Origin of the sequence: Cupriavidus sp. HPC(L) (genome assembly GCF_000307735.3) — a bacterium.
Classification (GTDB): domain Bacteria; phylum Pseudomonadota; class Gammaproteobacteria; order Burkholderiales; family Burkholderiaceae; genus Cupriavidus.
On the sequence record NZ_AMPR02000425.1, the window covers coordinates 1 to 23,664 of the forward strand.

22 protein-coding genes are annotated in these 23,664 nt (G+C 67.9%); 16 read left to right on the forward strand and 6 right to left on the reverse strand.

From position 1 onward, the window contains the following. The 12 genes from B551_RS19555 to lpxC all read left to right on the forward strand — a co-directional run. Positions 1 to 636, forward strand: a 636-nt coding sequence (locus tag B551_RS19555; protein WP_023264841.1) for a glutamate ligase domain-containing protein, incomplete at its 5' end; no start/stop codon positions are given. A 93-nt stretch (positions 637 to 729) separates the two neighbouring features. After that, a complete protein-coding gene (gene mraY, locus B551_RS19560; RefSeq protein WP_023264842.1) occupies positions 730 to 1,899 on the forward strand; it encodes a phospho-N-acetylmuramoyl-pentapeptide-transferase in 1,170 nt (389 codons plus the stop codon). 77 nt (positions 1,900 to 1,976) lie between these two features. Continuing rightward, positions 1,977 to 3,509 (forward strand): UDP-N-acetylmuramoyl-L-alanine--D-glutamate ligase, encoded by a 1,533-nt coding sequence (murD, locus tag B551_RS19565; protein ID WP_023264843.1) that lies wholly within the window; start codon positions 1,977 to 1,979, stop codon positions 3,507 to 3,509. After that, positions 3,506 to 4,774, forward strand: coding sequence for a putative lipid II flippase FtsW (ftsW, locus tag B551_RS19570; RefSeq protein WP_006580277.1), 1,269 nt, complete (start codon positions 3,506 to 3,508; stop codon positions 4,772 to 4,774). Before murD ends, ftsW begins: the two co-directional genes overlap by 4 nt. Next, positions 4,771 to 5,847: an undecaprenyldiphospho-muramoylpentapeptide beta-N-acetylglucosaminyltransferase gene (gene murG / locus B551_RS19575; protein WP_023264844.1), complete on the forward strand. Its 1,077-nt coding sequence runs from the start codon at positions 4,771 to 4,773 to the stop codon at positions 5,845 to 5,847. Before ftsW ends, murG begins: the two co-directional genes overlap by 4 nt. Before the next feature lie 44 nt (positions 5,848 to 5,891). Then, on the forward strand, positions 5,892 to 7,418 hold the full coding sequence (gene murC, locus B551_RS19580; RefSeq protein ID WP_023264845.1) for a UDP-N-acetylmuramate--L-alanine ligase: 1,527 nt from the start codon (positions 5,892 to 5,894) through the stop codon (positions 7,416 to 7,418). After that, complete coding sequence (locus B551_RS19585; protein WP_006579114.1) at positions 7,415 to 8,407, forward strand: D-alanine--D-alanine ligase; 993 nt, start codon at positions 7,415 to 7,417, stop codon at positions 8,405 to 8,407. The genes murC and B551_RS19585 overlap by 4 nt, the downstream gene beginning before the upstream one ends. Positions 8,408 to 8,443: 36 nt before the next feature. Continuing rightward, positions 8,444 to 9,376 carry a cell division protein FtsQ/DivIB gene (locus tag B551_RS19590; protein WP_006579113.1) on the forward strand — a complete coding sequence of 311 codons (933 nt, stop codon included), beginning with the start codon at positions 8,444 to 8,446 and terminating at the stop codon, positions 9,374 to 9,376. Next, positions 9,373 to 10,605: a cell division protein FtsA gene (gene ftsA, locus B551_RS19595; RefSeq protein WP_006579112.1), complete on the forward strand. Its 1,233-nt coding sequence runs from the start codon at positions 9,373 to 9,375 to the stop codon at positions 10,603 to 10,605. Before B551_RS19590 ends, ftsA begins: the two co-directional genes overlap by 4 nt. Positions 10,606 to 10,779: 174 nt before the next feature. Further along, positions 10,780 to 11,973: a cell division protein FtsZ gene (ftsZ, locus tag B551_RS19600; protein WP_006579111.1), complete on the forward strand. Its 1,194-nt coding sequence runs from the start codon at positions 10,780 to 10,782 to the stop codon at positions 11,971 to 11,973. Between the two features lie 502 nt (positions 11,974 to 12,475). Further along, positions 12,476 to 12,982: a peroxiredoxin gene (locus tag B551_RS19610; protein ID WP_006579110.1), complete on the forward strand. Its 507-nt coding sequence runs from the start codon at positions 12,476 to 12,478 to the stop codon at positions 12,980 to 12,982. A gap of 253 nt (positions 12,983 to 13,235) precedes the next feature. Then, positions 13,236 to 14,153 (forward strand): UDP-3-O-acyl-N-acetylglucosamine deacetylase, encoded by a 918-nt coding sequence (gene lpxC / locus B551_RS19615; RefSeq protein WP_006579109.1) that lies wholly within the window; start codon positions 13,236 to 13,238, stop codon positions 14,151 to 14,153. Positions 14,154 to 14,245: 92 nt separating this feature from the next. Here lpxC and B551_RS19620 read toward each other — a convergent pair whose 3' ends face one another. After that, positions 14,246 to 14,746 carry a DciA family protein gene (locus tag B551_RS19620; protein WP_023264846.1) on the reverse strand — a complete coding sequence of 167 codons (501 nt, stop codon included), beginning with the start codon at positions 14,744 to 14,746 and terminating at the stop codon, positions 14,246 to 14,248. A gap of 255 nt (positions 14,747 to 15,001) precedes the next feature. Here B551_RS19620 and secA point away from each other — a divergent pair, with 255 nt between their 5' ends. From secA to B551_RS19640, 4 genes are all read left to right on the forward strand, one after another. Continuing rightward, positions 15,002 to 17,776, forward strand: coding sequence for a preprotein translocase subunit SecA (gene secA, locus B551_RS19625; RefSeq protein WP_006578261.1), 2,775 nt, complete (start codon positions 15,002 to 15,004; stop codon positions 17,774 to 17,776). 52 nt (positions 17,777 to 17,828) lie between these two features. After that, the gene (argJ, locus tag B551_RS19630; protein WP_006578260.1) at positions 17,829 to 19,058 is read left to right on the forward strand and encodes a bifunctional glutamate N-acetyltransferase/amino-acid acetyltransferase ArgJ; all 1,230 of its coding nucleotides are present in this window, start codon (positions 17,829 to 17,831) and stop codon (positions 19,056 to 19,058) included. Between the two features lie 123 nt (positions 19,059 to 19,181). Beyond that, positions 19,182 to 20,093, forward strand: a complete 912-nt coding sequence (locus B551_RS19635) for an ATP-binding protein (RefSeq protein ID WP_043441639.1) — start codon at positions 19,182 to 19,184, stop codon at positions 20,091 to 20,093. Beyond that, positions 20,090 to 20,494, forward strand: coding sequence for an NUDIX domain-containing protein (locus tag B551_RS19640; RefSeq protein WP_006578258.1), 405 nt, complete (start codon positions 20,090 to 20,092; stop codon positions 20,492 to 20,494). The genes B551_RS19635 and B551_RS19640 overlap by 4 nt, the downstream gene beginning before the upstream one ends. Positions 20,495 to 20,521: 27 nt before the next feature. On the opposite strand, the gene B551_RS19645 is transcribed toward B551_RS19640, so the two are convergent. The 5 genes from B551_RS19645 to B551_RS19665 form a co-directional block, all read right to left on the reverse strand. After that, positions 20,522 to 20,710, reverse strand: coding sequence for a DNA gyrase inhibitor YacG (locus tag B551_RS19645; protein ID WP_023264847.1), 189 nt, complete (start codon positions 20,708 to 20,710; stop codon positions 20,522 to 20,524). 6 nt (positions 20,711 to 20,716) lie between these two features. Next, the gene (zapD, locus tag B551_RS19650; RefSeq protein WP_006578256.1) at positions 20,717 to 21,475 is read right to left on the reverse strand and encodes a cell division protein ZapD; all 759 of its coding nucleotides are present in this window, start codon (positions 21,473 to 21,475) and stop codon (positions 20,717 to 20,719) included. A gap of 249 nt (positions 21,476 to 21,724) precedes the next feature. Beyond that, a complete protein-coding gene (gene coaE, locus B551_RS19655) occupies positions 21,725 to 22,357 on the reverse strand; it encodes a dephospho-CoA kinase (RefSeq protein ID WP_006578255.1) in 633 nt (210 codons plus the stop codon). 11 nt (positions 22,358 to 22,368) lie between these two features. After that, entirely contained in the window at positions 22,369 to 23,310 is a 942-nt protein-coding gene (locus B551_RS19660; protein WP_006578254.1) for an A24 family peptidase, read from the reverse strand. Position 23,311: 1 nt separating this feature from the next. Continuing rightward, on the reverse strand, positions 23,312 to 23,664 hold a 353-nt coding region (locus tag B551_RS19665; protein ID WP_172682478.1), incomplete at its 5' end, for a type II secretion system F family protein.

Genomic DNA, 23,664 nt, shown 5'->3' on the forward strand with positions numbered 1-23,664 from the left:
GTCAGCGCCGAAGTGAGCCTGGACGACGGCGTGCAGCGGCTGCAGGTGCGCGCGCCCGGCCGCACGTTCGAGGTCCGGCTGGCGCTGCTCGGCATGCACAACGTGCGCAATGCGCTGGCGGCGATCGCCTGCGCGCTGGCCGCCGGCGTCGAGATCGACGCGATCCAGCGCGGCCTGGCCGGCTTCGCGCCGGTCAAGGGCCGGCTGCAGGTCAAGCGCGCCGCTGTCGGCACCGTGGTGATCGACGACACCTACAACGCCAACCCCGACTCGATGCGCGCCGCCATCGACGTGCTGGCCGGCTTCGCGCCGCCGCGCGTGCTGGTGATCGGCGACATGGGCGAGGTCGGCGATCAGGGACCGGCGTTCCACGCCGAGATCGGCGCCTATGCGCGCGCGCGCGGCATCGAGACGCTGTGGGCCACCGGCGAGGCCTCGCCGCATGCGGTGCAGGCGTTCGGCGAGGGCGCGCGGCACTTTGCCGGCGCCGGCGAACTGGCGGCGACGCTGGCCGCGGATGCCGACGGCACCGTCGCGCGCGCGAGCGCGGTGTTGGTCAAGGGTTCGCGCTTCATGCGGATGGAACGCATGGTAGACGCGCTGGTGACGCCGCCGGCGCGAGCGACGCAGGGTTGATGCTGAACGGTAGTGAAGCTTAACGATTGATTGGAATTGGCCGCAGGCCCCGAACCAGGGACACCGCGGCAGCAGACTGGAAACCGAAGAACGATGTTATTGGCCCTGGCCCAATGGCTGCAAGATGACTACAGCTTCCTGCGGGTCGTCAACTATCTGACCTTCCGCGCCGTGATGGCCAACCTCACGGCGCTGGTGATCGGCCTCGCGCTCGGTCCGTGGGTGATCCGCAAGCTGACCGAAATGAAGATCGGCCAGGCGGTGCGCACGATCGGCCCGCAGACCCATCTGGTCAAGTCCGGCACGCCGACCATGGGCGGCGTGCTGGTGCTGCTGTCGATCGGCATCTCGACGGTGCTGTGGTGCGACTGGGGCAACCGCTTCGTCTGGGTGGTGATGCTGGTGACGTTCGGCTACGGCGCGATCGGCTGGGTCGACGACTACCGCAAGGTCGTCTACCGGGATCCGCGCGGCATGTCGAGCGGCGAGAAGTATTTCTGGCAAACGCTGATCGGGCTGGTCGCCGCGGTCTATCTGGCCTTCTCGATTTCCGAGGCGAGCAACGTCAAGGTGTGGGAGCTGTTCCTCAGCTGGGTCGAGGGCGGGCTGTCGCTGGACATGCCCTACAAGTCGAACCTGCTGGTGCCCTTCTTCAAGGAGGTCAGCTATCCGCTCGGCGTGGCCGGCTTCATCGTGCTGACCTATTTCGTGATCGTCGGCTCGAGCAACGCGGTCAACCTGACCGACGGCCTCGACGGCCTGGTGATCATGCCGGTGGTGCTGGTCGGCAGCGCGCTCGGCGTGTTCGCCTACGTGATGGGCAATGCGGTCTACAGCAAGTACCTGCTGTTCCCGCATATCCCGGGCGCCGGCGAGCTGCTGATCTTCTGCTCGGCGATGGCCGGCGCCGGCCTCGCGTTCCTGTGGTTCAACGCGCATCCGGCGCAGGTGTTCATGGGCGATGTCGGCGCGCTGGCGCTGGGCGGGGCGCTCGGCACCATCGCCGTGATCGTGCGCCAGGAGATCGTGCTGTTCGTGATGGGCGGCGTGTTCGTCGCCGAGACGGTGTCGGTGATGCTGCAGGTCACCTGGTTCAAGTTCACCAAGCGGCGTTATGGCGAAGGACGGCGGCTGTTCCGCATGGCGCCGCTGCACCACCACTTCGAGTTGAGCGGGTGGAAGGAAACGCAGGTCACGGTCCGCTTCTGGGTGATCACGCTGCTGCTGGTGCTGATCGGCCTCTCGACGCTGAAGTTGCGCTGAAGCCGGACTGACTGAATTCGCGCGGATGCGCGTTCGCAAGATCGATCGACGACAGGAAATCAAAGGCAGGAAACGAAGTGTTTGGCGAGTTGCAGACCCCTGATGTGCTGGTACTGGGCCTCGGTGAATCGGGCCTGGCGATGGCGCGCTGGTGCGGCCGGTATGGCTGCGCGCTGCGCGTCGCCGATACCCGTCCGGCGCCCGCCAATCATGCCTTCCTGCAGGCCGAGCTGCCCTCGGCCGAATTCGTCGGCGGCCCGTTCACCGCCGCGCTGCTCGACGGCATCGGGCTGATCGCGATCAGCCCGGGCCTGTCGCCGGCCGAAGCCGACACCGGCGCGCTGCTGGACGCGGCGCGCGAGCGCGGCATCCCGGTGTGGGGTGAGATCGAACTGTTCGCGCGCGCGCTGGCGCATCTGCAGGCCGAAGCGGGCTACGCGCCAAAGCTGCTGGCGATCACCGGCACCAACGGCAAGACCACCACCACCGCGCTGACCGGCCGGCTGGTCGAGCGCGCCGGCAACACCGTCGCGGTGGCCGGCAATATCAGCCCGTCGGCGCTGGACAAGCTGTCGGCCTGCATCGCCTCGGCGACGCTGCCCGATGTCTGGGTGCTCGAACTGTCGAGCTTCCAGCTGGAGACCACGCATACGCTGGCGCCGCACGCGGCCGCGGTGCTGAACGTCACGCAGGACCACCTGGACTGGCACGGCACGATGCAGGCCTACGCGGCGGCCAAGCAGCGCATCTTCGGGCCGGTCGGCGGCGATGGTTCGCAGTGCGTGCAGGTGCTGAACCGCAACGACCGCCTGACGATGGAGATGGCGCGCCCGGGCACCGTGCCGGTGACCTTCGGCACCGACCTGCCGGAAGTGCCGGGCAGCTTCGGCATCCTGCGCGAGGGCGGCATGCCCTGGCTGGTGCTGGCCGAGCCCGATGGCGAGGCCGACGAGGCGAAGCCGCGCCGCCGCAAGGGCGCCGCCGGCGACGAGGCCGCGCCGGTGCCGGTGCGGCACAAGCGCCTGATGCCGGCAGACGCGCTGCACATCCGCGGCATGCACAACGCCACCAACGCGATGGCGGCGCTGGCGCTGTGCCGCGCCATCGATCTGCCGCTGAACGCGCTGCTGCACGGCCTGCGCGAATACCGCGGCGAACCGCACCGGGTCGAGTGGCTCGCCACGATCGACGATGTCGAGTACTTCGACGACAGCAAGGGCACCAATGTCGGCGCGACCGTCGCCGCGCTGTCCGGGCTGGACAAGCGCGTGGTGCTGATCGCCGGCGGCGAGGGCAAGGGCCAGGACTTCTCGCCGCTGGCCGCGCCGGTCGCGCAGTACGCGCGCGCGGTGGTGCTGATCGGCAAGGCTGCCGCCGAGTTGCGCGCGGCGCTGGAAGGCACCGGCGTCGCGCTGCTCGATGCGGGTTCGGAGGAGGGCGCGCTGGAGGCCGCGGTGCGGCTGGCCGCCGAGCAGGCGCAGCCGGGCGACGTGGTGCTGCTGTCGCCGGCCTGCGCGAGCCTGGACATGTTCCGCAACTACGTGCACCGCGCGCAGGTGTTCCGCGCCGCGGTCGAAGAACTGGCGCTGTCCCGGGGGATCATGCCATGAGCGAGATGCAGGCAGAGCGCCAGGCCAAGCGCAGCGGCTTCGTCGGCGCCACCATCGTCGGCGCGACCATCGGCAACGCCTGGGAAGGGCTGCGCGATGCGGTGTCTGGCGTCAAGCCGACCCGTTCGCGGATGATGGAATACGACCAGCCGCTGCTGTGGGTCGCGATCGTGCTGCTGTCGCTCGGCCTGGTGATGGTCTACTCGGCGACGATCGCGCTGCCCGATTCGCCGCGCTTTGCCAATTACCGCGAGAGCCATTTCCTGATCCGCCATGCGTTCTCGCTGCTGATCGGGTTGGGCGTCGGCCTGCTGGCCTTCCAGATCCCGGTCAAGTACTGGGATCGCTATGCGCCCAAGCTGTTCGTGCTGGCGCTGATCCTGCTGATCATCGTGCTGGTGCCCTTCATCGGCAAGGGCGTCAACGGCGCGCGCCGCTGGATTCCGCTGGGCCTGATGAACTTCCAGCCGTCCGAGCTGATGAAGCTGGCGGTGGTGCTGTACGCGGCCAACTACACGGTGCGCAAGCAGGAATGGATGCAGAGCCTGGGCAAGGGCTTCCTGCCGATGGGCGTCGCGGTCGCGGTGGTCGGCATGCTGCTGCTGCTCGAGCCCGACATGGGCGCGTTCCTGGTGATCGCCGCGGTGGCGATGGGCATCCTGTTCCTCGGCGGCGTCAACGGCAAGCTGTTCGGCGCGCTGGTGGCGATCGCGGTCGGCACCTTCGCGCTGCTGATCGCGGTGTCGCCGTGGCGGCGCGAGCGGATCTTCGCCTATCTGGACCCCTGGCGCGAGGAATACGCGCTGGGCAAGGCCTATCAGCTGACCCATTCGCTGATCGCGTTCGGCCGCGGCGAATGGGCCGGGGTCGGGCTGGGCGGCAGCATCGAGAAACTGCACTACCTGCCCGAGGCGCATACCGACTTCATCCTGGCCGTGATCGGCGAGGAACTGGGCTTCATCGGCGTGCTGGCCGCGATCGTGCTGTTCTACTGGCTGGTGCGCCGCGCCTTTTCGATCGGCCGCACCGCGCTGCAGCTGGACCGCACCTTCGCCGGCCTGGTCGCCAAGGGCATCGGCATCTGGATCGGCTGGCAGGCCTTCATCAACATGGGCGTGAACCTGGGACTGCTGCCGACCAAGGGGCTGACGCTGCCGATGGTCAGCTATGGCGGGTCCGGGATCCTGATGAACTGCGTGGCGTTGGCGCTGCTGCTGCGCATCGATTACGAAAACCGCGTATTGATGCGTGGAGGGAAGGTATGACGGCCACGCAGCAGCGCACGTTGCTCGTGATGGCGGGCGGCACCGGGGGCCATGTGTTCCCGGGGCTCGCCGTCGCGCATGCGTTGCGCGCGCAGGGCTGGCGCGTGGTCTGGCTCGGCAACCGCACCGGCATGGAAGCGACGCTGGTGCCGAAGCACGATATCCCGATGGAGTTCATCCAGTTCGGCGGGCTGCGCGGCAAGGGACTGCTGACCAAGCTGCTGCTGCCGCTGAACCTGCTGCGTGCGTTCTGGCAGAGCATCGGCGCGCTGCGCCGGGTGCGCCCGAGCGTGGTGCTCGGCATGGGCGGCTATATCACCTTCCCGGCCGGCATGATGGCCTCTCTGCTGGGCCGGCCGCTGGTGCTGCACGAGCAGAACTCGATCGCGGGGCTGGCCAACAAGGTACTGGCCAGGGTCGCCGACCGCGTGCTGTGCGCATTTCCCCAGACGCTGCCCGGCGCCGAGTGGACCGGCAATCCGGTGCGCGACGAAGTGGCGGCGCTCACCGAACCGGCCGCGCGCTACGACGGCCGCCAGGGTGCGCTGCGGGTGCTGGTGGTCGGCGGCAGCCTCGGCGCCGCGGCGCTGAACTCGGTGGTGCCGCAGGCCCTGGCGCTGCTGCCCGAGGGCGAGCGGCCGCTGGTGCGGCACCAGGCCGGCGTCAAGCAGATCGATACGCTGCGGGCCAATTACGCCGCGGCCGGGGTCGCGGGCGAGGCCGTGCCGTTCATCGACGACATGGCGCAGGCCTACGCCGAAGCCGATCTGGTGATCTGCCGCGCCGGCGCGATGACGGTATCGGAGGTGGCGGCCGCCGGCGTGGCGGCGCTGTTCGTGCCGTTTCCGCATGCGGTGGACGACCACCAGACGACCAACGCGCGTTTCCTGTCGGAACAGGGCGCCGCGCTGCTGGTGCAACAGGACGCATTGACCGCGGAAGGGCTGGCGCAGACGCTGGCGCAGCTGTCGCGGCCGCAATTGAAAGAGATGGCGCTGCGCGCGCGCGGACTGGCCAAGCCGGATGCGACCCGGCGCGTGGCGCAGGTCTGCAGCGAGCTGGCCAGGGATTAGTACGGGGAACCGACGGGATCGAGGTCCACCGACAAGCAGGATTCATGAAGCATATCGTCAAGAACATCCACTTCGTAGGCATCGGCGGCGCCGGCATGAGCGGCATCGCCGAGGTGCTGCTCAATCTCGGCTACCGGGTGTCCGGTTCCGACATGGGGAGCAACGCCGCGACGCGCCGCCTCGCCGCGCTGGGCGCGACGGTGATGCACGGCCACGATGCCGCGCATATCGCCGGCGCCAACGCGGTGGTGGTGTCGACCGCCGTCAGCGGCGACAACCCCGAGGTGCTGGCCGCGCGCGCCAAGCGAATTCCGGTGGTGCCGCGCGCGGTGATGCTGGCCGAACTGATGCGCCTGAAGCAGGGCGTCGCGATCGCCGGCACGCACGGCAAGACCACCACCACCAGCCTGGTGGCGTCGGTGCTGGCCGAGGGCGGACTCGATCCGACCTTCGTGATCGGCGGCCGGCTGAACTCGGCCGGCGCCAACGCGCGGCTGGGCACCGGCGACTTCATCGTCGCCGAGGCGGACGAATCGGACGCGTCGTTCCTGAACCTGTTCCCGGTGATCGAGGTGATCACCAACATCGACGCCGACCATATGGACACCTACGGGCATGACTTTGCCCGTCTGAAGCAGGCCTTCGTCGAATTCACGCAGCGGCTGCCGTTCTACGGCATCGCGGTGCTGTGCGTCGACGATCCGAACGTGCGCGAGATCCTGCCCTTCGTGTCCAAGCCGGTAGTCCGTTACGGCTTCGCCGAGGACGCGCAGGTGCGCGCCGTCAACGCCCGCGCGGTCGACGGCCAGATGCATTTCACGGTGCTGCGCCAGCTGAACAACCATAGCGAGCCGCCGCTCGACGTGGTGCTGAACCTGCCGGGCCTGCACAACGTGCAGAACGCGCTGGCGGCGATCGCGATCGCCACCGAGCTCGAAGTGCCCGACGCCGCCATCGTCAAGGCGCTGCGCGAATTCCACGGCGTCGGCCGGCGCTTCCAGCGCTACGGCGAGGTGGCCTGCGCGGACGGCAGCGGCACCTTCACGCTGGTCGACGACTACGGCCACCACCCGGTCGAGATGGCCGCGACGCTGGCCGCCGCGCGCGGCGCGTTCCCGGGCCGCCGCCTGGTGCTGGCGTTCCAGCCGCATCGCTTCACGCGTACGCGCGACTGCTTCGAGGACTTCGTCAAGGTGCTCGGCACCGTCGACGCGCTGCTGCTGGCCGAGGTCTACGCGGCCGGCGAGGCGCCGATCGTCGCCGCCGACGGCCGCGCGCTGACGCGCGCGCTGCGCGTCGCCGGCAAGGTCGAGCCGGTCTTCGTCGAGCGGATCGACGACATGCCGCAGTCGATCCTGGACGCCGCGCGTCCGGGCGACGTGGTGGTGACGATGGGCGCCGGCACGATCGGCGCGGTGCCGGGCCTGCTGGTGTCGGGCCAGGCCGGGGCCTCATCGACGGCCACGCCTTCCACGGCATCGGCGGCATCTTCCTCTTCGCAACCCGCTGCCCAGCCAGCGTCGCAACAACCAGTGCAAGCGGCCGTGCCGCAAGCCGGAGGCCAGGCATGAGCTTCGTCCCCAATCCCCAAATCGATCCAAAGACGCTCGGCAAGGTCGGCGTGCTGATGGGCGGCCGTTCGGCCGAACGCGAAATCTCGCTGCTGTCGGGCCAGGGGGTGCTGGCCGCGCTGCAGTCGCGCGGCGTCGACGCGCATGCCTTCGATCCCGCGGTGCAAGGCGTCGCCGAACTGGCCGCGGCAGGCTTCGACCGTGTCTTCATCGCGCTGCACGGCCGCTACGGCGAGGACGGCACCATGCAAGGGCTGCTCGAGCAGCTGGGCATCCCGTACAGCGGCAGCGGCGTGCTGGCCTCCGCGCTGGCGATGGACAAGCCGGCCACCAAGCGGCTGTGGAGTACCCATGGCTTGCCGACGCCGCGCTTCGCGATGCTGACGGCCGACTGCACCGAGCGCGAGTTCGACGCGGTGGTGGCGGACCTGGGCCTGCCGCTGATCGTCAAGCCGGCGCGCGAAGGGTCGTCGATCGGGCTGACCAAGGTCACGAACGCGAGCCAGATGCGCGCCGCCTACGAGAAGGCCGCCGCGCTGGACAACGACGTCATCGCCGAGGCGTTCATCGACGGCGCCGAGCTGACCTGCCCGATCGTCGGCGAGGGGCGCGACGCGCGGGCGCTGCCGGTGATCCGCATCGTCGCGCCCGACGCCAACTACGACTATCAAAACAAGTACTTCACGGACGTTACCCAATACCTGTGCCCCGCGAACCTGGGCGAAGAACTCGAGCAGCGCGTGCGCAGCCTCGCGGTCGAGGCCTTCCGCGTGCTGGGCTGCCGCGGCTGGGCGCGCGCCGACGTGATGCTGACCGCCGACGGCCAACCCTACCTGCTCGAGATGAACACCTCGCCCGGCATGACCGGCCATTCGCTGGTGCCGATGTCGGCGCGCGCGGCCGGCATCAGCTACGAGGACTTCGTGCTGCAGGTGGTCGCCGCGGCGACGCTGGACCTGCATCCGAACGAGCACTGGAAACCCGAATAACCCGCACAACGAAGCCTTCGCGCGCACCGAACCGACATGTGGCACAACGCACGCCTGCTTAACCTGATCGCCACCACGCTCTATGCCGTGGTGGTGGTGATGGCGCTCGCGGCCGGCCTGATGTGGCTGGCGCAGCGGCCGGTGTTCGCGATCACCCATGTCGAGCTGGCGCCGATGTACGGCGGCACGCTGCGCCACGTCAACGCGCCGGCGGTGCGCGCCAACGCGCTGGGCAAGCTGTCGGGCAATTTCTTCACGCTGGACCTGGACGCGGCGCGCCAGGCCTTCGAGTCGGTGCCCTGGGTGCGCAAGGCCAGCGTGCGGCGCGAATGGCCGAGCGGCCTGACGGTCAGGATCGAGGAACACGAGGCGCTCGGTACCTGGGGCGCGCCCGATACCGGCCGGCTGATCAATACCTATGGCGAGCTGTTCGTGGCCAATCCGGCCGAGGCGGAAGAGGACGCCCGCCTGCTCGCGCTCGATGGCCCGCCCGGCAGCGAGGCGGATGTCGTCGACAAACTCGAGATCATGCGCGACTGGTTCCGGCCGCTGAAGGCCGAACCGCTCGCGGTGACGTTGTCCGGGCGTTACGCCTGGCGGGCCAGGCTGTCCAACGGCATGGTGGTCGAACTGGGACGGGAACAGACCGACCTTGACCGGATGGCGATGGAGGAGCGCGTCAAGCGTTTCGTCATCGCCTGGCCGCAGGTGACGGAGCAGTGGGGCAAGCAGATCGAGTATGCGGATTTGCGCTATCCGAACGGGTTTGCCATCCGGGCAGCCAATGTGCGCTTCCTGACCGAGGCCCAGGCGGCAGCCGCCGCCAAGGCCCGCGAGCAGGGAGCGAGCAATGCGAACGGCGCCAACCGTGCCAGTGCCAGTGCCAGTGCGAGCAGCGCCAAGCGTGGCCCGGCTTCCAACAACAATCCGACGCGACTGAGAAAAGAGAACGCGGAGAAAACCCGATGAGCAAGGAATACAAGGACCTGTTGGTTGGTCTGGACATCGGCACCTCGAAGGTGGCGGCGGTGGTCGCGGAATTGCGCCCCGACGGCAGCTACGAAGTGATCGGGATGGGCCAATCCGAGTCCAAGGGGTTGAAGAAAGGGGTCGTGGTCAATATCGAGGCCACCGTGCAGTCGATCCAGAAGGCGCTCGAGGAAGCCGAGCTGATGGCCGACTGCAAGATTGCCGAGGTCTTCACCGGCATTGCCGGCAGCCACATCCGCTCGTTCAACTCGAGCGGCATGGTGGCGATCAAGGACAAGGAGGTGACCCAGACCGATGTGGCGCGGGTCATCGAAACGGCGAAGGCGGTCAACATCCCGACCGACCAGCAGATCCTGCACATCCTGACCCAGGAATTCATCATCGACGGCCAGGAGGACGTGCGCGAGCCGATCGGCATGAGCGGCATCCGCCTGGAGGTCAAGGTCCATATCGTGACCGGCGCGGTCAGCGCGGCGCAGAACATCGTCAAGTGCGTGCGCCGCTGCGGACTGGAGGTGCACGACCTGATCCTGCAGCCGCTGGCGTCGAGCCTGGCGGTGCTGACCGAGGACGAGAAGGAGCTCGGCGTGGTGCTGGTCGACATCGGCGGCGGCACCACCGATATCGCGATCTTCAGCGAAGGCGCGATCCGCCATACCGCGGTGATTCCGATCGCCGGCGACCAGATCACCAACGACATCGCGATGGCGCTGCGCACGCCGACGCCCGATGCCGAGGACATCAAGATCCAGTACGGCATCGCCAAGCAGGCGATCGCCGATCCGGAGGAAATGATCGAGGTGCCGGGCGTGGGCGACCGCGGCACGCGCACGCTGTCGCGCCAGGCGCTGGCGGCGGTGATCGAGCCGCGCATCGAGGAGCTGTACTCGCTGGTCCATCAGGTCGTGCGCGAGTCCGGCTACGAGGAATTGCTGTCGTCCGGCATCGTGATCACCGGCGGCACCGCAATGATGCCCGGCATGGTGGAACTGGGAGAGGACATCTTCCTCAAACCGGTTCGGGTTGGCGTTCCCGAGTACCGCGGCAACCTGCACGAGGTCGTCAAGAGCCCGCGCTATTCGACGGTGATGGGCCTGCTGCTGGAAGGCCGCGTGCAACGGATGCGCGGACGCAAGGTGGCGGTGCAGAGCGGTTCGGTCAAGCAGATCTGGACGCGCATGAAGGAATGGTTCGTCGGCAATTTCTGATCGGCGACAGGCATTGATGACACGAATTGGCGACGCGCCGATTGCCGACTGTCCACCGTGGCGGGCCCGGCGCGTTGATGGAGCAGTTTCTTTCTTTTGGTTCTTTGTTCAGGAACCAAGGGTTGCGGCGGGGAGGCCGCAGCGTTTGGCGACTGATTTTTCTCGGAGGCAGTGATGGACTTTGACATGATCGAATCGGAAATGCAGGACGGCACCATCATCAAGGTGGTCGGCGTGGGCGGCGCGGGCGGCAACGCCGTGCAGCACATGATCAACCGCGGGGTGCAGGGCGTCGAATTCATCTGCATGAACACCGATGCGCAGGCGCTCAAGCGCTCGACCGCGGCGCGCGTGCTGCAACTGGGCAATACGGGCCTGGGCGCCGGCGCCAAGCCGGAGGTCGGCCGCACCTGCGCCGAATCGGCGCGCGAACAGATCGCCGACGCGCTGCGCGGCGCGCATATGGTCTTCATCACTGCCGGCATGGGCGGCGGCACCGGTACCGGTGCGGCGCCGATCGTGGCGCAGGTCGCCAAGGAGATGGGCATCCTGACCGTCGGCGTGGTCAGCAAGCCGTTCGACTTCGAAGGCGCGCGCCGCGCGAAGGTCGCTGAGCATGGTTCGGCCGAGCTGGAGAACAACGTCGACTCGCTGATCGTCGTGCTCAACGAGAAGCTGTTCGAGGTGATGGGCGACGACGCCGAGATGGACAAGTGCTTCCAGTGCGCCGATGACGTGCTGCACAACGCGGTGGCCGGCATTGCCGAGATCATCAACGTGGACGGCCTGGTCAACGTCGACTTTGAAGACGTCAAGACCGTGATGGGCGAGCAGGGCAAGGCGATGATGGGCACGGCCACGGTGTCGGGCGTCGATCGCGCGCGCCTGGCCGCCGAGCAGGCGGTTGCCAGCCCGCTGCTGGAAGGCGTGGATCTGTCCGGCGCGCGCGGCGTGCTGGTCAACATCACGGCCAGCCGCTCGCTGAAGCTGTCGGAGACTAAGGAAGTCATGAACACGATCCGCAGCTATGCCGCGGAAGATGCGACCGTGATCTTCGGTACCGTCTACGACGACTCGATGGGCGATGCGCTGCGCGTGACCGTGGTCGCCACGGGCCTGGGCCGCTCGGGCAAGAAGCAGCAGCCGATGACGCTGCTCAAGACCGGTACCGACAACATGCCGGTGCAGATGATGGCCGGCCTGCAGCATGGCTCGGCGCTGCACAGCGCGCCGGACTACAGCGGCCTCGATACGCCGGCGGTGTTCCGCAGCTCGCGCGAAACCGCGTCGGCGCACGTGGCCGCGCTGCAGGAAAAGGGTGTCGACACGTACGACATCCCGGCGTTCCTGCGCAAGCAGGCGGACTGAGCACGGCGCGACGTCGGTCCGCGGCGAGCCGACCCCTCGGCTGGCCGATCGCATCGCCGGCAGGTTGCCGGCCGCGCATCCGCGACAGCGGGGCACGATGGGCGCTCCCCATCCGCCCGTGCCCGCGCTCCGGATGACGGCCGCCGGCCTTTCGCGCGAGCGAGGAGATTGACGCCGCCCGCTGTCCTCCGTCCGCATCCCGTGCCGGGACAGGCGCGCCGCCGGCCGCCTCCCCGGACTGGTCTCCCGCCGTATCCCGGCCGGGATGTGCCTTCCGTCCCCGCGGCGAGCGCAAGCTCGCCGCGCCTGTTTTTGTCAGTTCTGCTTGCCGGCCTGTCGGCGTCCGCCGACAGCCGTGCGCGCCGCCGTCCCACTTGGGATGCCGGAAGGCGGCAACTATGATGCAGACTGGGTTTGGCCAAGGCGATCGCCGTCGTTGCCGCGCCGTCGTTGCCGATGGGCGACGTGGACGCCGACGCCGCGGCTACCTGAGGAAAACGCCATGATCGAAATCGGTGCACGCGTGCCCGACGCGACGCTGTACGAGTACTTCGAAACCGAGACGGGCGGCTGCGCGCTCGGTCCCAACGCCTTCTCGGTCGCCGAGCTGGCCAAGGGCCGCCGCATCGTCGTGTTCGGTCTGCCCGGCGCATTCACGCCGACCTGTTCCGCACGCCATGTGCCCGGCTTCGTCGAGCAGGCCGAGGCGCTGCGCGCCGCGGGCGTCGACGAGATCTGGTGCGTGTCGGTCAACGACGCCTTCGTGATGGGCGCCTGGGCGCGCGAGCAGGGCACCGCCGGCAAGGTCCGGATGCTCGGCGACGGCAGCGCCGACTGGACGCGTGCGCTGGGCCTGGAGCAGGACCTGGGCAAGCGCGGCATGGGCGTCCGCTCGCAGCGCTATGCGATGGTGATGGACGATGGCGTGGTCACGCACCTGGCCGTCGAAGCCCCGGGCAAATTCGAGGTCAGCAGCGCGGAAGCGGTGCTCGCGATGTTGCGCGCGTAAGACGGCATGCCGTGATCCATGGCCGCCGTGACCCGGAGGGGGCGGCGTTGAAAGTGCTTGACGAGTCCCTTATAACGCGTCCGTCGACGACTTCGCCGCCATTTCCCGCATCTTTTTCGGGCCTTTACCCGTCGAATGCCACACCGTTAACACGACGAAACAAAACTGGTGCAGCGCAATATTCTCGCCGGTGGTAAGATGCGGTTTATTGGATTTCAAGCCCGATAGATTTTAATAATTAGCAGAGGCCGTCATGCTCAAACAGCGCACCATCAAGTCCCTGGTCAAGACCGTTGGCATTGGCTTGCACTCGGGCCGTAAAGTGACGCTGACATTGCGGCCCGCCCCGACCGACACCGGTATCGTGTTCACCCGGGTCGACCTGCCCGAGCCGGTCGAGATTCCGGTCAAGGCATCGGCGATCGGCGATACGCGGCTGGCCTCCGTGCTGCAGAAGAACGGCGCCCGCGTGTCCACCATCGAACACCTGATGTCCGCCTGCGCGGGTCTCGGCATCGACAACCTGTTCGTCGACGTCGACGCCGAGGAAATTCCGATCATGGACGGCAGCGCGGCGTCCTTCGTGTTCCTGCTGCAGTCGGCAGGCATCGAGGAGCAGCCGGCGGCCAAGCGCTTCATCCGCGTCAAGAAGCCGGTGGAGGTGCGCGAGGGCGACAAGCTGGCGCGGCTCGAGCCGTATTTCGGCTTCAAGCTGTCGTTCACGATCGACTTCCGCCATCCGGCCGTCGACAAGACCGGCCAGACCTTCGAGATCGATTTCGGCGACACCAGCTATGTGCGCGAGATCGCGCGCGCCCGTACCTTCGGCTTCGCGCACGAGGTCGAGGCCCTGCGCGAGATGGGCCTGGCGCGCGGCGGCAGCCTGGACAACGCGATCGTGCTCGACGAGCACCGCATGCTGAACAACGAGGAACTGCGCTATGGCGACGAGTTCGTGCGCCACAAGATCCTCGACGCGATCGGCGACCTCTATGTCGTCGGCCATCCGCTGATCGGCGCCTACGTCGCCAACAAGTCCGGCCACGGGCTGAACAACCAGTTGCTGCGCGCGCTGCTGGCGGACGAGCAGGCCTACGAGATCGTCAGCTTCGAACGCCAGGAAGAGGCCCCGGCCGCCTTCCTGCCGCAGCTGCAGCCGGCCTTCGCCTGATTATTCAAGGGTGGGTTTGCTCCCCTCGCCCGCTTGCGGGAGAGGGGCGGGGGTGGGGGCAACGGCGCTTGCCAGGCCCCCCGCGCCTGGCCTCAGCGATGCCGCGACAGCAGCGTCTGCACCGCGTCCCGCAGCGGCGAGTCCGGCAAGGTCTGCGCCAATTCCCCCAGGCTGTTCAATCCCGCCGCCGGCACGCCCGTTCTCTTGGGCCGCTCGGCCGGCTCAACGTCCCAGTCGCCGCGCGCGGCGTCGGGCTGTACCCGCACCTTGACCGCATCGATCCGTGCCCCACGTTGCTGCAGCCGCGCCAGCAGGCTCGGCACGATCTGCCGCACCCGCGCCGCGGCCGCGCCGTGCGCGGCCAGCAGCAGCAGCGTGTTCGGCTGCCCCGGGCTGCGGGTGTCCTGGCGCACACCGCCGACCGCGATGCCGGCGCGCATGCCGGGCGGCAGCAGCGCCATCACCTCGGCTTCCAGCGCGGCCAGCTCGCGCGCCGCCTGCATCAGCGACGACATCGGTCCGGCCTTGGCCAGCCAGTCGTTCAGCGGCTTGGCGTGGGGTGTTTGCAGGGCGTGGTGGGTGAACAGGCGCATGCCGGCATTCTAGCCGCTGCCTGCCTCGAGCGGCCCCGGCACGGCACCCGCGGTGCCGTGCGCGAGACGCCGTGCCGGCACGGTCGGCAGCCACGCCCGGCATGTCCGAAACCGCGCGGGACCGGCCACGGAACCGCCCGCCGCGCGTGATAAACTCGGCGTTTTGCGCTAATCCTCTCTTCGCCACGCGCGCTTCGCGTCCGGCCCTCCGGCTCGGACGGCGGGACCGCAATCGTGCGCAGGTGACACCAATCGATGATCACGGGCCTTCTCAAGAAAGTCTTCGGCAGCCGTAACGAGCGGCTGATCAAACAATATCGACGGACAGTCGAGCGGATCAACGCGCTGGAGCCGAAGTTCGAAGCGCTGTCGGACGACGAGCTGCGCGGCATGACCGAACAGTTCCGCCAGCGCCACGCCGGCGGCGAATCGCTCGAGTCGCTGTTGCCCGAAGCCTTCGCGGTCTGCCGCGAGGCCAGCAAGCGCGTGATGAAGATGCGCCATTTCGACGTGCAGCTGATCGGCGGCATGGTGCTGAACGACAACAAGATCGCCGAGATGCGTACCGGCGAGGGCAAGACCCTGACCGCGACGCTGGCGGTCTACCTGAACGCGCTGACCGGCAAGGGCGTGCACGTGGTCACGGTCAACGACTACCTGGCGCAGCGCGATGCCGAGTGGATGGGCCGGCTGTACAACTTCCTCGGGCTGTCGGTCGGCGTCAACCTGTCGCAGATGCCGCACGACCAGAAGCAGGCGGCCTACAACAGCGACATCACCTACGGCACCAACAACGAATTCGGCTTCGACTACCTGCGCGACAACATGGTCTACGACCCGGGTCAGCGCGTGCAGCGGCCGTTGCACTATGCAATCGTCGACGAGGTCGACTCGATCCTGATCGACGAGGCGCGCACCCCGCTGATCATCTCGGGCCAGGCGGAGAACCATACCGACCTGTACCAGCGCATGAACGGCATCCCGAAGCTGCTCGAGCGCCAGATCGGCGAGGAGAAGGCGGACGGCACCGGCGTCGAGAAGCCGGGCGACTACTACGTCGACGAGAAGGCGCACCAGGTCTACCTGACCGAAGCCGGCCACGAGAAGGCCGAGCAGATCATGGCGCAGCTGGGCCTGATCGGCGAGGGCGAGTCGCTGTACGCGCCGCAGAACATCACGCTGATGCACCATCTGTACGCCGCGCTGCGCGCGCACAGCCTGTTCCATCGCGACCAGCACTACGTGGTGCAGAACGACGAGGTCGTCATCGTCGACGAATTCACCGGCCGCCTGATGACGGGCCGCCGCTGGTCCGACGGCCTGCACCAGGCGGTCGAGGCCAAGGAAGGCGTGACCATCCAGCAGGAAAACCAGACGCTGGCGACGATCACGTTCCAGAACTACTTCCGGATGTACGAGAAGCTGGCCGGCATGACCGGCACGGCCGACACCGAGGCTTATGAATTCCAGGAGATCTACGGCCTGGAAGTGGTCGTGATCCCGACCAACAAGCCGACCCAGCGCAAGGACTTCCAGGATCAGATCTTCAAGACGTCCAAGGAGCGCTACGACGCCGTGGTCCGCGATATCCGCGAATGCTACGAGCGCGGGCAGCCGGTGCTGGTCGGCACCACGTCGATCGAGACCTCGGAATACCTGTCGGACCTGCTGAACAAGGAAAAGCTGCCGCACCAGGTGCTCAACGCCAAGCAGCACGCGCGCGAGGCGGAGATCGTCGCGCAGGCGGGCCGGCCGCAGATGATCACAATCGCCACCAACATGGCGGGCCGCGGTACCGACATCGTGCTGGGCGGCAACGTCGAGAAGCAGGCCGGCTTCATCGAGGCCGATGCCAATCTGTCGGACGACGACAAGGCCTCGCGCATCGCGCAGCTGAAGTCGGAATGGCAGTCGCTGCACGAGCAGGTCAAGGCCGCGGGCGGCCTGCATATCGTCGGCACCGAGCGCCACGAGTCGCGCCGGATCGACAACCAGCTGCGCGGCCGCGCCGGCCGCCAGGGCGACCCGGGTTCGTCGCGCTTCTATCTGTCGCTGGACGACCAGCTGCTGCGCATCTTCGCCGGCGACCGCGTGCGCGCGATCATGGACCGCCTGAAGATGCCCGAGGGCGAACCGATCGAGGCCGGCATCGTCACGCGTTCGATCGAATCGGCGCAGCGCAAGGTCGAGGGCCGCAACTTCGATATCCGCAAGCAGCTGCTGCAGTACGACGACGTCGCCAACGACCAGCGCAAGGAAATCTACAAGCTGCGCAACGAGGTGCTCGAGGCGCAGGACGTCGGCGAGATGATCAAGAGCCTGCGCGAGGGCGTGCTGGTCGATCTGTTCCGCGAGTACGTGCCGGCCGAATCGATGGAAGAGCAGTGGGACATCGCCGGCCTGGAGAAGCGCCTGCGCGACGATTTCGGCCTGGAGCTGCCGCTGGCGCAGACCATCGAGAACGCGCAGAGCATCGAGGACGAGGAACTGCTGCAGATGATCGTCTCGGCCGCGGCCGAGCGCTACGAGGCCAAGGTCGCGCAGGTCGGCCGCGAGGCCTTTGCCGGCTTCGAGCGCTCGGTGATGCTGCAGAGCATCGACACGCACTGGCGCGAGCACCTGGCCGCGCTGGACCATCTGCGCCAGGGCATCCATCTGCGCGGCTATGCGCAGAAGGATCCGAAGCAGGAGTACAAGCGCGAGTCGTTCGAGCTGTTCGCGCGGCTGCTGGACGTGATCAAGAGCGAGGTTACCCGCGTCGTCTTCAACGTCCAGATCCAGTCGCCGGAAGAGCTCGAGCACGCCTCCGAGCAGATCGAGGACGACCTGTCGCATCTGGGCAATGTGCGATACCAGCATGACGAGTTCGGCGGCGCCGGTCCCGACACCGGCGAGCGCGCGATTGCCGCCGCGGCACGCGGCGCGCGCGACGACAGCGAAGTGGCGACCATGCCCCGCGTCGGCCGCAACGACCCGTGCCCGTGCGGCTCGGGCAAGAAGTTCAAGCAGTGCCACGGCCGGCTGAGCTGAGCCGGCCGCAAGACACTGGCACTGGGTATCGCATCGAAGCAAGGAATCGAACATGGCCGTCAACTTGCCGCTGCCGCAGGCAGAGAATCTGAAACCGGTCGCCGGCGTCGAGCTCGGCTGGGCTGAAGCGGGCATCCGCAAGGCCAACCGCAAGGACGTGCTGGTGGTGCGCCTGGCCGAAGGCAGCACCGTGGCGGGCGTCTTCACGCGCAACCGCTTCTGCGCCGCGCCGGTGCAGGTCTGCCGCGAGCATCTGGCGGCCGGCCGCGGCATCCGCGCGCTGGTGATCAATACCGGCAATGCCAATGCCGGCACCGGCGAGCCGGGCCTGGCCAACGCCCGCGCGACCTGCGACGCGGTCGCCGGCGCGCTGGGCATCGGGGCCGATCAGGTGCTGCCGTTCTCGACCGGCGTGATTCTCGAACCGCTGCCGATGGACCGCCTGCTGGCCGGCGTGCCGAAGGCGATCGCCAACGCGCGCGAGGACAACTGGCTGGCGGCGGCCGAATCGATCATGACCACCGACACGCAGCCGAAGGCCGCGTCGCGCACGGTGGCGATCTGCGGCAAGACCGTCACGCTGACCGGCATCAGCAAGGGCGCCGGCATGATCCGTCCCAATATGGCGACGATGCTGGGCTTCATCGCCACCGATGCGACCGTGGCGCAGCCGGTGCTGCAGGCGCTGGTGGCGCACGCGGCGGACCACTCGTTCAACAGCATCACGATCGACGGCGATACCTCGACCAACGATTCGTTCGTGCTGATCGCCACCGGCCGCGCCGGCGCGCCCGCGATCGAGCGCGCGGACGGTGCCGAGTTCGCGGCGCTGCGCGATGCGGTGACGTCGCTGGCGCAGGAGTTGGCGCAGATGATCGTGCGCGACGGCGAAGGCGCGACCAAGCTGATGACGATCCGGGTCGAGGGCGGCCGCGATGTCGCCGAGTGCCGCCAGATCGCCTATGCGGTCGCCCACTCGCCGCTGGTCAAGACCGCGTTCTACGCGTCCGACCCCAATCTGGGCCGGATCCTGGCCGCGGTGGGCTATGCCGGTGTCGACGACCTCGATGTCGGCGGCGTCAACCTGTGGCTCGACGATGTCTGGGTCGCCAGGGACGGCGGCCGCCACCCCGACTACCGCGAGGAAGACGGTCAGCGCGTGATGAAGCAGGCCGAGATCACGGTGCGTATCGCGCTGGGCCGCGGCAATGCCACGGCCACGGTCTGGACCTGCGACCTGTCGCACGACTACGTATCGATCAACGCGGACTATCGTTCCTGATTGCTGCCTGACGATGCCTTGCCGATTGGCGAGGCATCGCGCACGCCGAGGGCCGGGCATCGGCCCATCGTGCTCGCCTCGCTGTTCCGCTTCTGCCATCCCCCGCCTTTCCGGATTGCCGCCATGTCCGATCTCGCCTCCCGTCTCGACCAGTTTCTGTCCCGGCTCGAACAATGGCTGCCGCCGCAGCTGACCGAGGACGATTGGCAGCAGGCCGTCGCCTTCCGCTGGCGCAAGCGCCAAAGCCTGTTCGGCAATATCGGCTATCTGCAAGCCATCCGGCAGCTGCCGCCCATCCATCTGGACGACCTGAAGAACATCGAGCGCCAGAAGGACGCGATCGTCGCCAATACGCGCCAGTTCGTGCACAGGCTGCCGGCCAACAACGTGCTGCTGACCGGCGCGCGGGGCACCGGCAAGTCGTCGCTGATCAAGGCCTGCCTGAACGCCTTCGTGGAGGAGGGGCTGCGCCTGGTCGAAGTCGACAAGGCCGATCTGGGGGACCTGGGCGATATCGTCGAGCAGCTGACGCAGCGGCCGGAACGCTTCGTGATCTTCTGCGACGACCTGTCGTTCGAGGACGGCGAATCGGGCTACAAGTCGCTGAAGTCGGCGCTCGACGGCTCGGTCGCCGCGCAGTCGGACAACGTGCTGGTCTATGCGACCTCGAACCGCCGCCATCTGCTGCCGGAGTACATGAAGGACAACGAGACCTACCAGCACACCGCGGATGGCGAAATCCATCCCGGCGAAGTGGTCGAGGAAAAGATCTCGCTGTCCGAGCGCTTCGGCCTGTGGCTGTCGTTCTATCCGCCGAAGCAGGACGAATACCTGAATATCGTCGCGCACTGGTTGCGCCAGTTTGGCTGCAGCGACGACGATATTGCCGCGGCTCGCGGCGATGCGCTGGTCTGGGCGCTCGAGCGCGGCTCGCGCTCGGGGCGCGTCGCGTGGCAGTTCGCGCGCGACTGGGGCGGCAAGCATGGCAAGCCTTACGGCGGACATCCGGGCGCGCACCAGGGCGAGCCGGCATGAGCGGGGGACGCAAGGTCACCGAGGTCGCGGTCGGCGTGCTGGTACGGCCGGACGGCCGCTTCCTGCTGGCACAGCGGCCGGCCGGCAAGCCCTACGAGGGCTACTGGGAGTTTCCCGGCGGCAAGCTCGAAGCCGGCGAATCGGTCGAAGCGGCGCTGGCGCGCGAGCTGCACGAGGAACTGGGCCTGGACATCACGGCCTCCACGCGCTGGCACGTGCTCGAGCACGATTACCCGCACGCCTATGTACGGCTGCACTTCTGCAAGGTCACCGGCTGGACCGGCGAACCGGTCGGGCGCGAAGGCCAGGCGTTCTCGTGGGAGCAGGTGCCCGTTACCGTCGGTCCGCTGCTGCCGGCGACGATTCCGGTGGTCCAGTGGTTGGGGGAGGAGGCGGCCTGAGCGTTGCCGCCGTGCGAGCGCGGGCGCTCAGTCCTCGTTCCGGTCCTGCTCGTCCTCGGTCGGATCGGCCGGCTTGCCGCCGATCACGTATTTCTCCGAGGCCCAGGCACCCAGGTCGATCTGCTTGCAACGTTCGGAACAGAAGGGACGGAACTTGTTTTCCGGCACCCAAACCACGTCCTTGCCACAGGTCGGGCATTTGACTACGGATGGCATGGCAAATCAGAAGTTGCAGAGTTTGAGCAGGAAGGGGATGTCGGCGTCGACCGAGCGCGGTCGCATGTCGCCGTCCTGCTGGGTGAAGCGCACCCACAGCATGTACTTGTTGGCGCTCATCTCGGGGATGAAGGCCAGCAGCGAATCGTCGAGCAGCACCTGCATCAACTGGTAGCTGCGGCCGGACAGCATCTGCTGATAGCTGCCGCCGGTGGCGATCACCTTGCCGCTCTGTCCGGATTCGCGCAGCAGCTTCAGCACCGCATCGGTACCCACGCGCAGCGGAATCAGCGGACGCACCCACTTCAGGATGTCGGCGCGCCGTTCCTCGGCGGGCCGATGCTGCCAGGCATAGTACGAGGGCAGGTCGAACTCGCAGGTGCCGCCGGGAATGATCGCGCGGCTGCGGATGCTGGTCAGCCACTCGTTGTCGGTCAGCAGCTGGCCCGCCTTGCCGACGGTCTGGTTCAGCTGCGCGATGGCCTGCTCGAGCTCGCCGATCACCGCGTCGAGCGTCTGCTGGTCGATCTGCGGGCTCGAACGCAGCGCGCTCAGCGCCTGTCGCTGGCGGTCGAGTTCCTTGATCAGATCGGTCTTCAGATCGGCGCGGCCAGCGACGTCGATGATCTCGAACAGCGTGGTCAGCGCGACATGATGCTGCAGCGCATGTTCCTGTCCGAGAAAGTAATCCAGCCGATCGAACAGGTCCTCCAGACGCAGGAGTGTCCTGATGCGTTCGTTGAAAGGATATTCGTACAGAATCAAGGGGAAGTCCGTGCAGCGCGGCGTCGGTCAGCTTGCCGGCCCGGTGCTGGATTCGACAGACGAATCGGCTCAGGCTGGCGCGCGAGGCGATCGGTACAGAATGCATGCGAAGCTCGCATGCGGCCGTATGCATGCACTTGGCAGCATATTCCAACGCATTCTATGCGAGACAGCGCGCAAGGACAATGAAACGCCCCGATGGTGGCCTCGGCGGCGCCTGACGGAAAGTGCGCTTGCACGCCGGCGTGGCTAGCGCGCGGCGGGTTTGGCGGACAGCGGCTGCATCGCACGATAGCGGCGATCGAGCGTCTCGACCTGCGGCGGCAATGCCTCGACCGGGCCATCGTTGTCGATCACGTCGTCGGCGACGGCCAGCCGTTGCGCGCGCGTGGCCTGCCTGGCCATGATGGCCTCGACCTGCTCGCGCGAGAAGCCGTTGCGCGCCATCACGCGGGCGATCTGCGTCGCTTCGCTGCAGTCGACCACCAGCACGCGGTCGACACGTTCGCGCCAGCGGCCCGATTCGACCAGCAGCGGCACGACGTGGATCAGATAGGGATGGGCGCCGTCCGCGCGGATCCGGGCGGCCCGCTGTTCGGTGACCTCGCGGATCAGCGGATGCGTGATCGCCTCGAGCCGGGCCTTGGCGGTCGGATCGGAGAAGACCAGCGCGCGCATCGCGTCGCGGTCCATCGCGCCGTCGGCGCGCAGGCAGGTGGGGCCGAAGGCCTCGACCAGCGCGGCAATCGCCGCGCCGCCGGGGGCGGTGATCTCGTGCGCGATCAGATCGGTATCGATCAGCGCGGCGCCGCGTTCGGCAAACAGATCGGCGACGCGGCTCTTGCCAGAGCCGATGCCCCCGGTCAATCCGATTTCCAGCATAAGTCTCCAGGTCAGTGGGTCTGCATCGCGCCCGCTTCGATGGCAATGTCCGGCGCCAATGCCGGCAACAGCCAGTCGGCACCGGCGAACAGCACCAGCAGTCCGGCGCCGGCAATGAACGGCCCGAACGGGAACGGCGTATCGCGATCGTGTCGGCGCAGTGCGATCTTGGCAAGACCGTACACCAGTCCCACCACCGACGACACCAGCACCAACGCGGGCAGCGCCTGCCAGCCGAACCAGCCGCCCAGCGCGGCCATCAGCTTGAAGTCGCCATAGCCCATGCCCTCCTTGCCGCGCAGCAGCTTGAACAGCCAATAGGTCGTCCACAACAGCAGATAGCCGGCGGCCGCGCCAATCACCGCATCGCCGATCGGCGCGAACAGGCCGGTCATGTTCAGCAGCAGGCCCAGCCACAGCAGCGGCTGCGTGATCTGGTCCGGCAGCAGCTGCGTGTCCGCATCGATCAGCGCCAGCGACAGCAGCGACCAGATCAGCACCAGCGCGGCCAGCGCCTGCCAGGTCGGTCCGAAATGCCAGGCCGCCAGCGCGCACAGTGCCGCGCTGATCAGCTCGACGGCGGGATAGCGCAGGCCGATCGGCTTGCGGCAGCTCGAGCAGCGGCCGCGCAGCAGCAGATAGCCGAGCACCGGGATGTTCTCCCACGGCGCGATCGCATGGCCGCAGTGCGGGCACGACGAGCGCGGCACCACGAGGTCGTAGCGGTCCGGGAAGGGCGCGGGCTCGTGGCGCAGCGCCGCCAGATAGTTGGCCTCCTCGCGCTCCATCATGCGCGGCAGCCGATGCACCACCACGTTGAGGAAGCTGCCGACCACCAGTCCGAGCAGCGCCGCCGCGCCCAGCAGGAACCATGGCGGCAGCGCGGCCAGTGCGGCGATGGTCCAGGTACCGGCGGGCATGGCCGCGTTCCAGTTCGACAGGAAGCCTTGCATCTCAGACCACCTGGGCGAGCCTGAAGATCGGCAGGTACATCGCGATCACCAGCGCGCCGATCAGCACGCCCAGCACCACGACGATCAACGGCTCGACCAGGCCGGCGAGCGCGGCGACGCCCTCGTCGACCTCGCGCTCGCAGCATTGCGCGACATGCAGCAGCATCGTGTCGAGCGCGCCGGATTCCTCGCCGATGCGCGTCATCTGCAGCGCCATCGGGTCGAACGCGGCACTGGCGCGCATTGCCGTCGCCAGGCTGGCGCCGCAACGCACCGCGCGTTCGATCTGCCGGGTGGCGTCGCGGTACACGCGATTGCCGGCGGCGCCCGCGACCAGCGCCATGGCCTCGACCA

Bases quoted from the DNA above. Each gene is read 5' to 3' on its own strand.
- mraY (WP_023264842.1), top strand. From the start codon at position 730: ATGTTATTGGCCCTGGCCCAATGGCTGCAAGATGACTACAGCTTCCTG.
- ftsW (WP_006580277.1), top strand. From the start codon at position 3,506: ATGAGCGAGATGCAGGCAGAGCGCCAGGCCAAGCGCAGCGGCTTCGTC.
- murG (WP_023264844.1), top strand. From the start codon at position 4,771: ATGACGGCCACGCAGCAGCGCACGTTGCTCGTGATGGCGGGCGGCACC.
- murC (WP_023264845.1), top strand. From the start codon at position 5,892: ATGAAGCATATCGTCAAGAACATCCACTTCGTAGGCATCGGCGGCGCC.
- B551_RS19585 (WP_006579114.1), top strand. From the start codon at position 7,415: ATGAGCTTCGTCCCCAATCCCCAAATCGATCCAAAGACGCTCGGCAAG.
- B551_RS19590 (WP_006579113.1), top strand. From the start codon at position 8,444: ATGTGGCACAACGCACGCCTGCTTAACCTGATCGCCACCACGCTCTAT.
- ftsA (WP_006579112.1), top strand. From the start codon at position 9,373: ATGAGCAAGGAATACAAGGACCTGTTGGTTGGTCTGGACATCGGCACC.
- ftsZ (WP_006579111.1), top strand. From the start codon at position 10,780: ATGGACTTTGACATGATCGAATCGGAAATGCAGGACGGCACCATCATC.
- B551_RS19610 (WP_006579110.1), top strand. From the start codon at position 12,476: ATGATCGAAATCGGTGCACGCGTGCCCGACGCGACGCTGTACGAGTAC.
- lpxC (WP_006579109.1), top strand. From the start codon at position 13,236: ATGCTCAAACAGCGCACCATCAAGTCCCTGGTCAAGACCGTTGGCATT.
- B551_RS19620 (WP_023264846.1), bottom strand. From the start codon at position 14,746: ATGCGCCTGTTCACCCACCACGCCCTGCAAACACCCCACGCCAAGCCG.
- secA (WP_006578261.1), top strand. From the start codon at position 15,002: ATGATCACGGGCCTTCTCAAGAAAGTCTTCGGCAGCCGTAACGAGCGG.
- argJ (WP_006578260.1), top strand. From the start codon at position 17,829: ATGGCCGTCAACTTGCCGCTGCCGCAGGCAGAGAATCTGAAACCGGTC.
- B551_RS19635 (WP_043441639.1), top strand. From the start codon at position 19,182: ATGTCCGATCTCGCCTCCCGTCTCGACCAGTTTCTGTCCCGGCTCGAA.
- B551_RS19640 (WP_006578258.1), top strand. From the start codon at position 20,090: ATGAGCGGGGGACGCAAGGTCACCGAGGTCGCGGTCGGCGTGCTGGTA.
- B551_RS19645 (WP_023264847.1), bottom strand. From the start codon at position 20,710: ATGCCATCCGTAGTCAAATGCCCGACCTGTGGCAAGGACGTGGTTTGG.
- coaE (WP_006578255.1), bottom strand. From the start codon at position 22,357: ATGCTGGAAATCGGATTGACCGGGGGCATCGGCTCTGGCAAGAGCCGC.
- B551_RS19660 (WP_006578254.1), bottom strand. From the start codon at position 23,310: ATGCAAGGCTTCCTGTCGAACTGGAACGCGGCCATGCCCGCCGGTACC.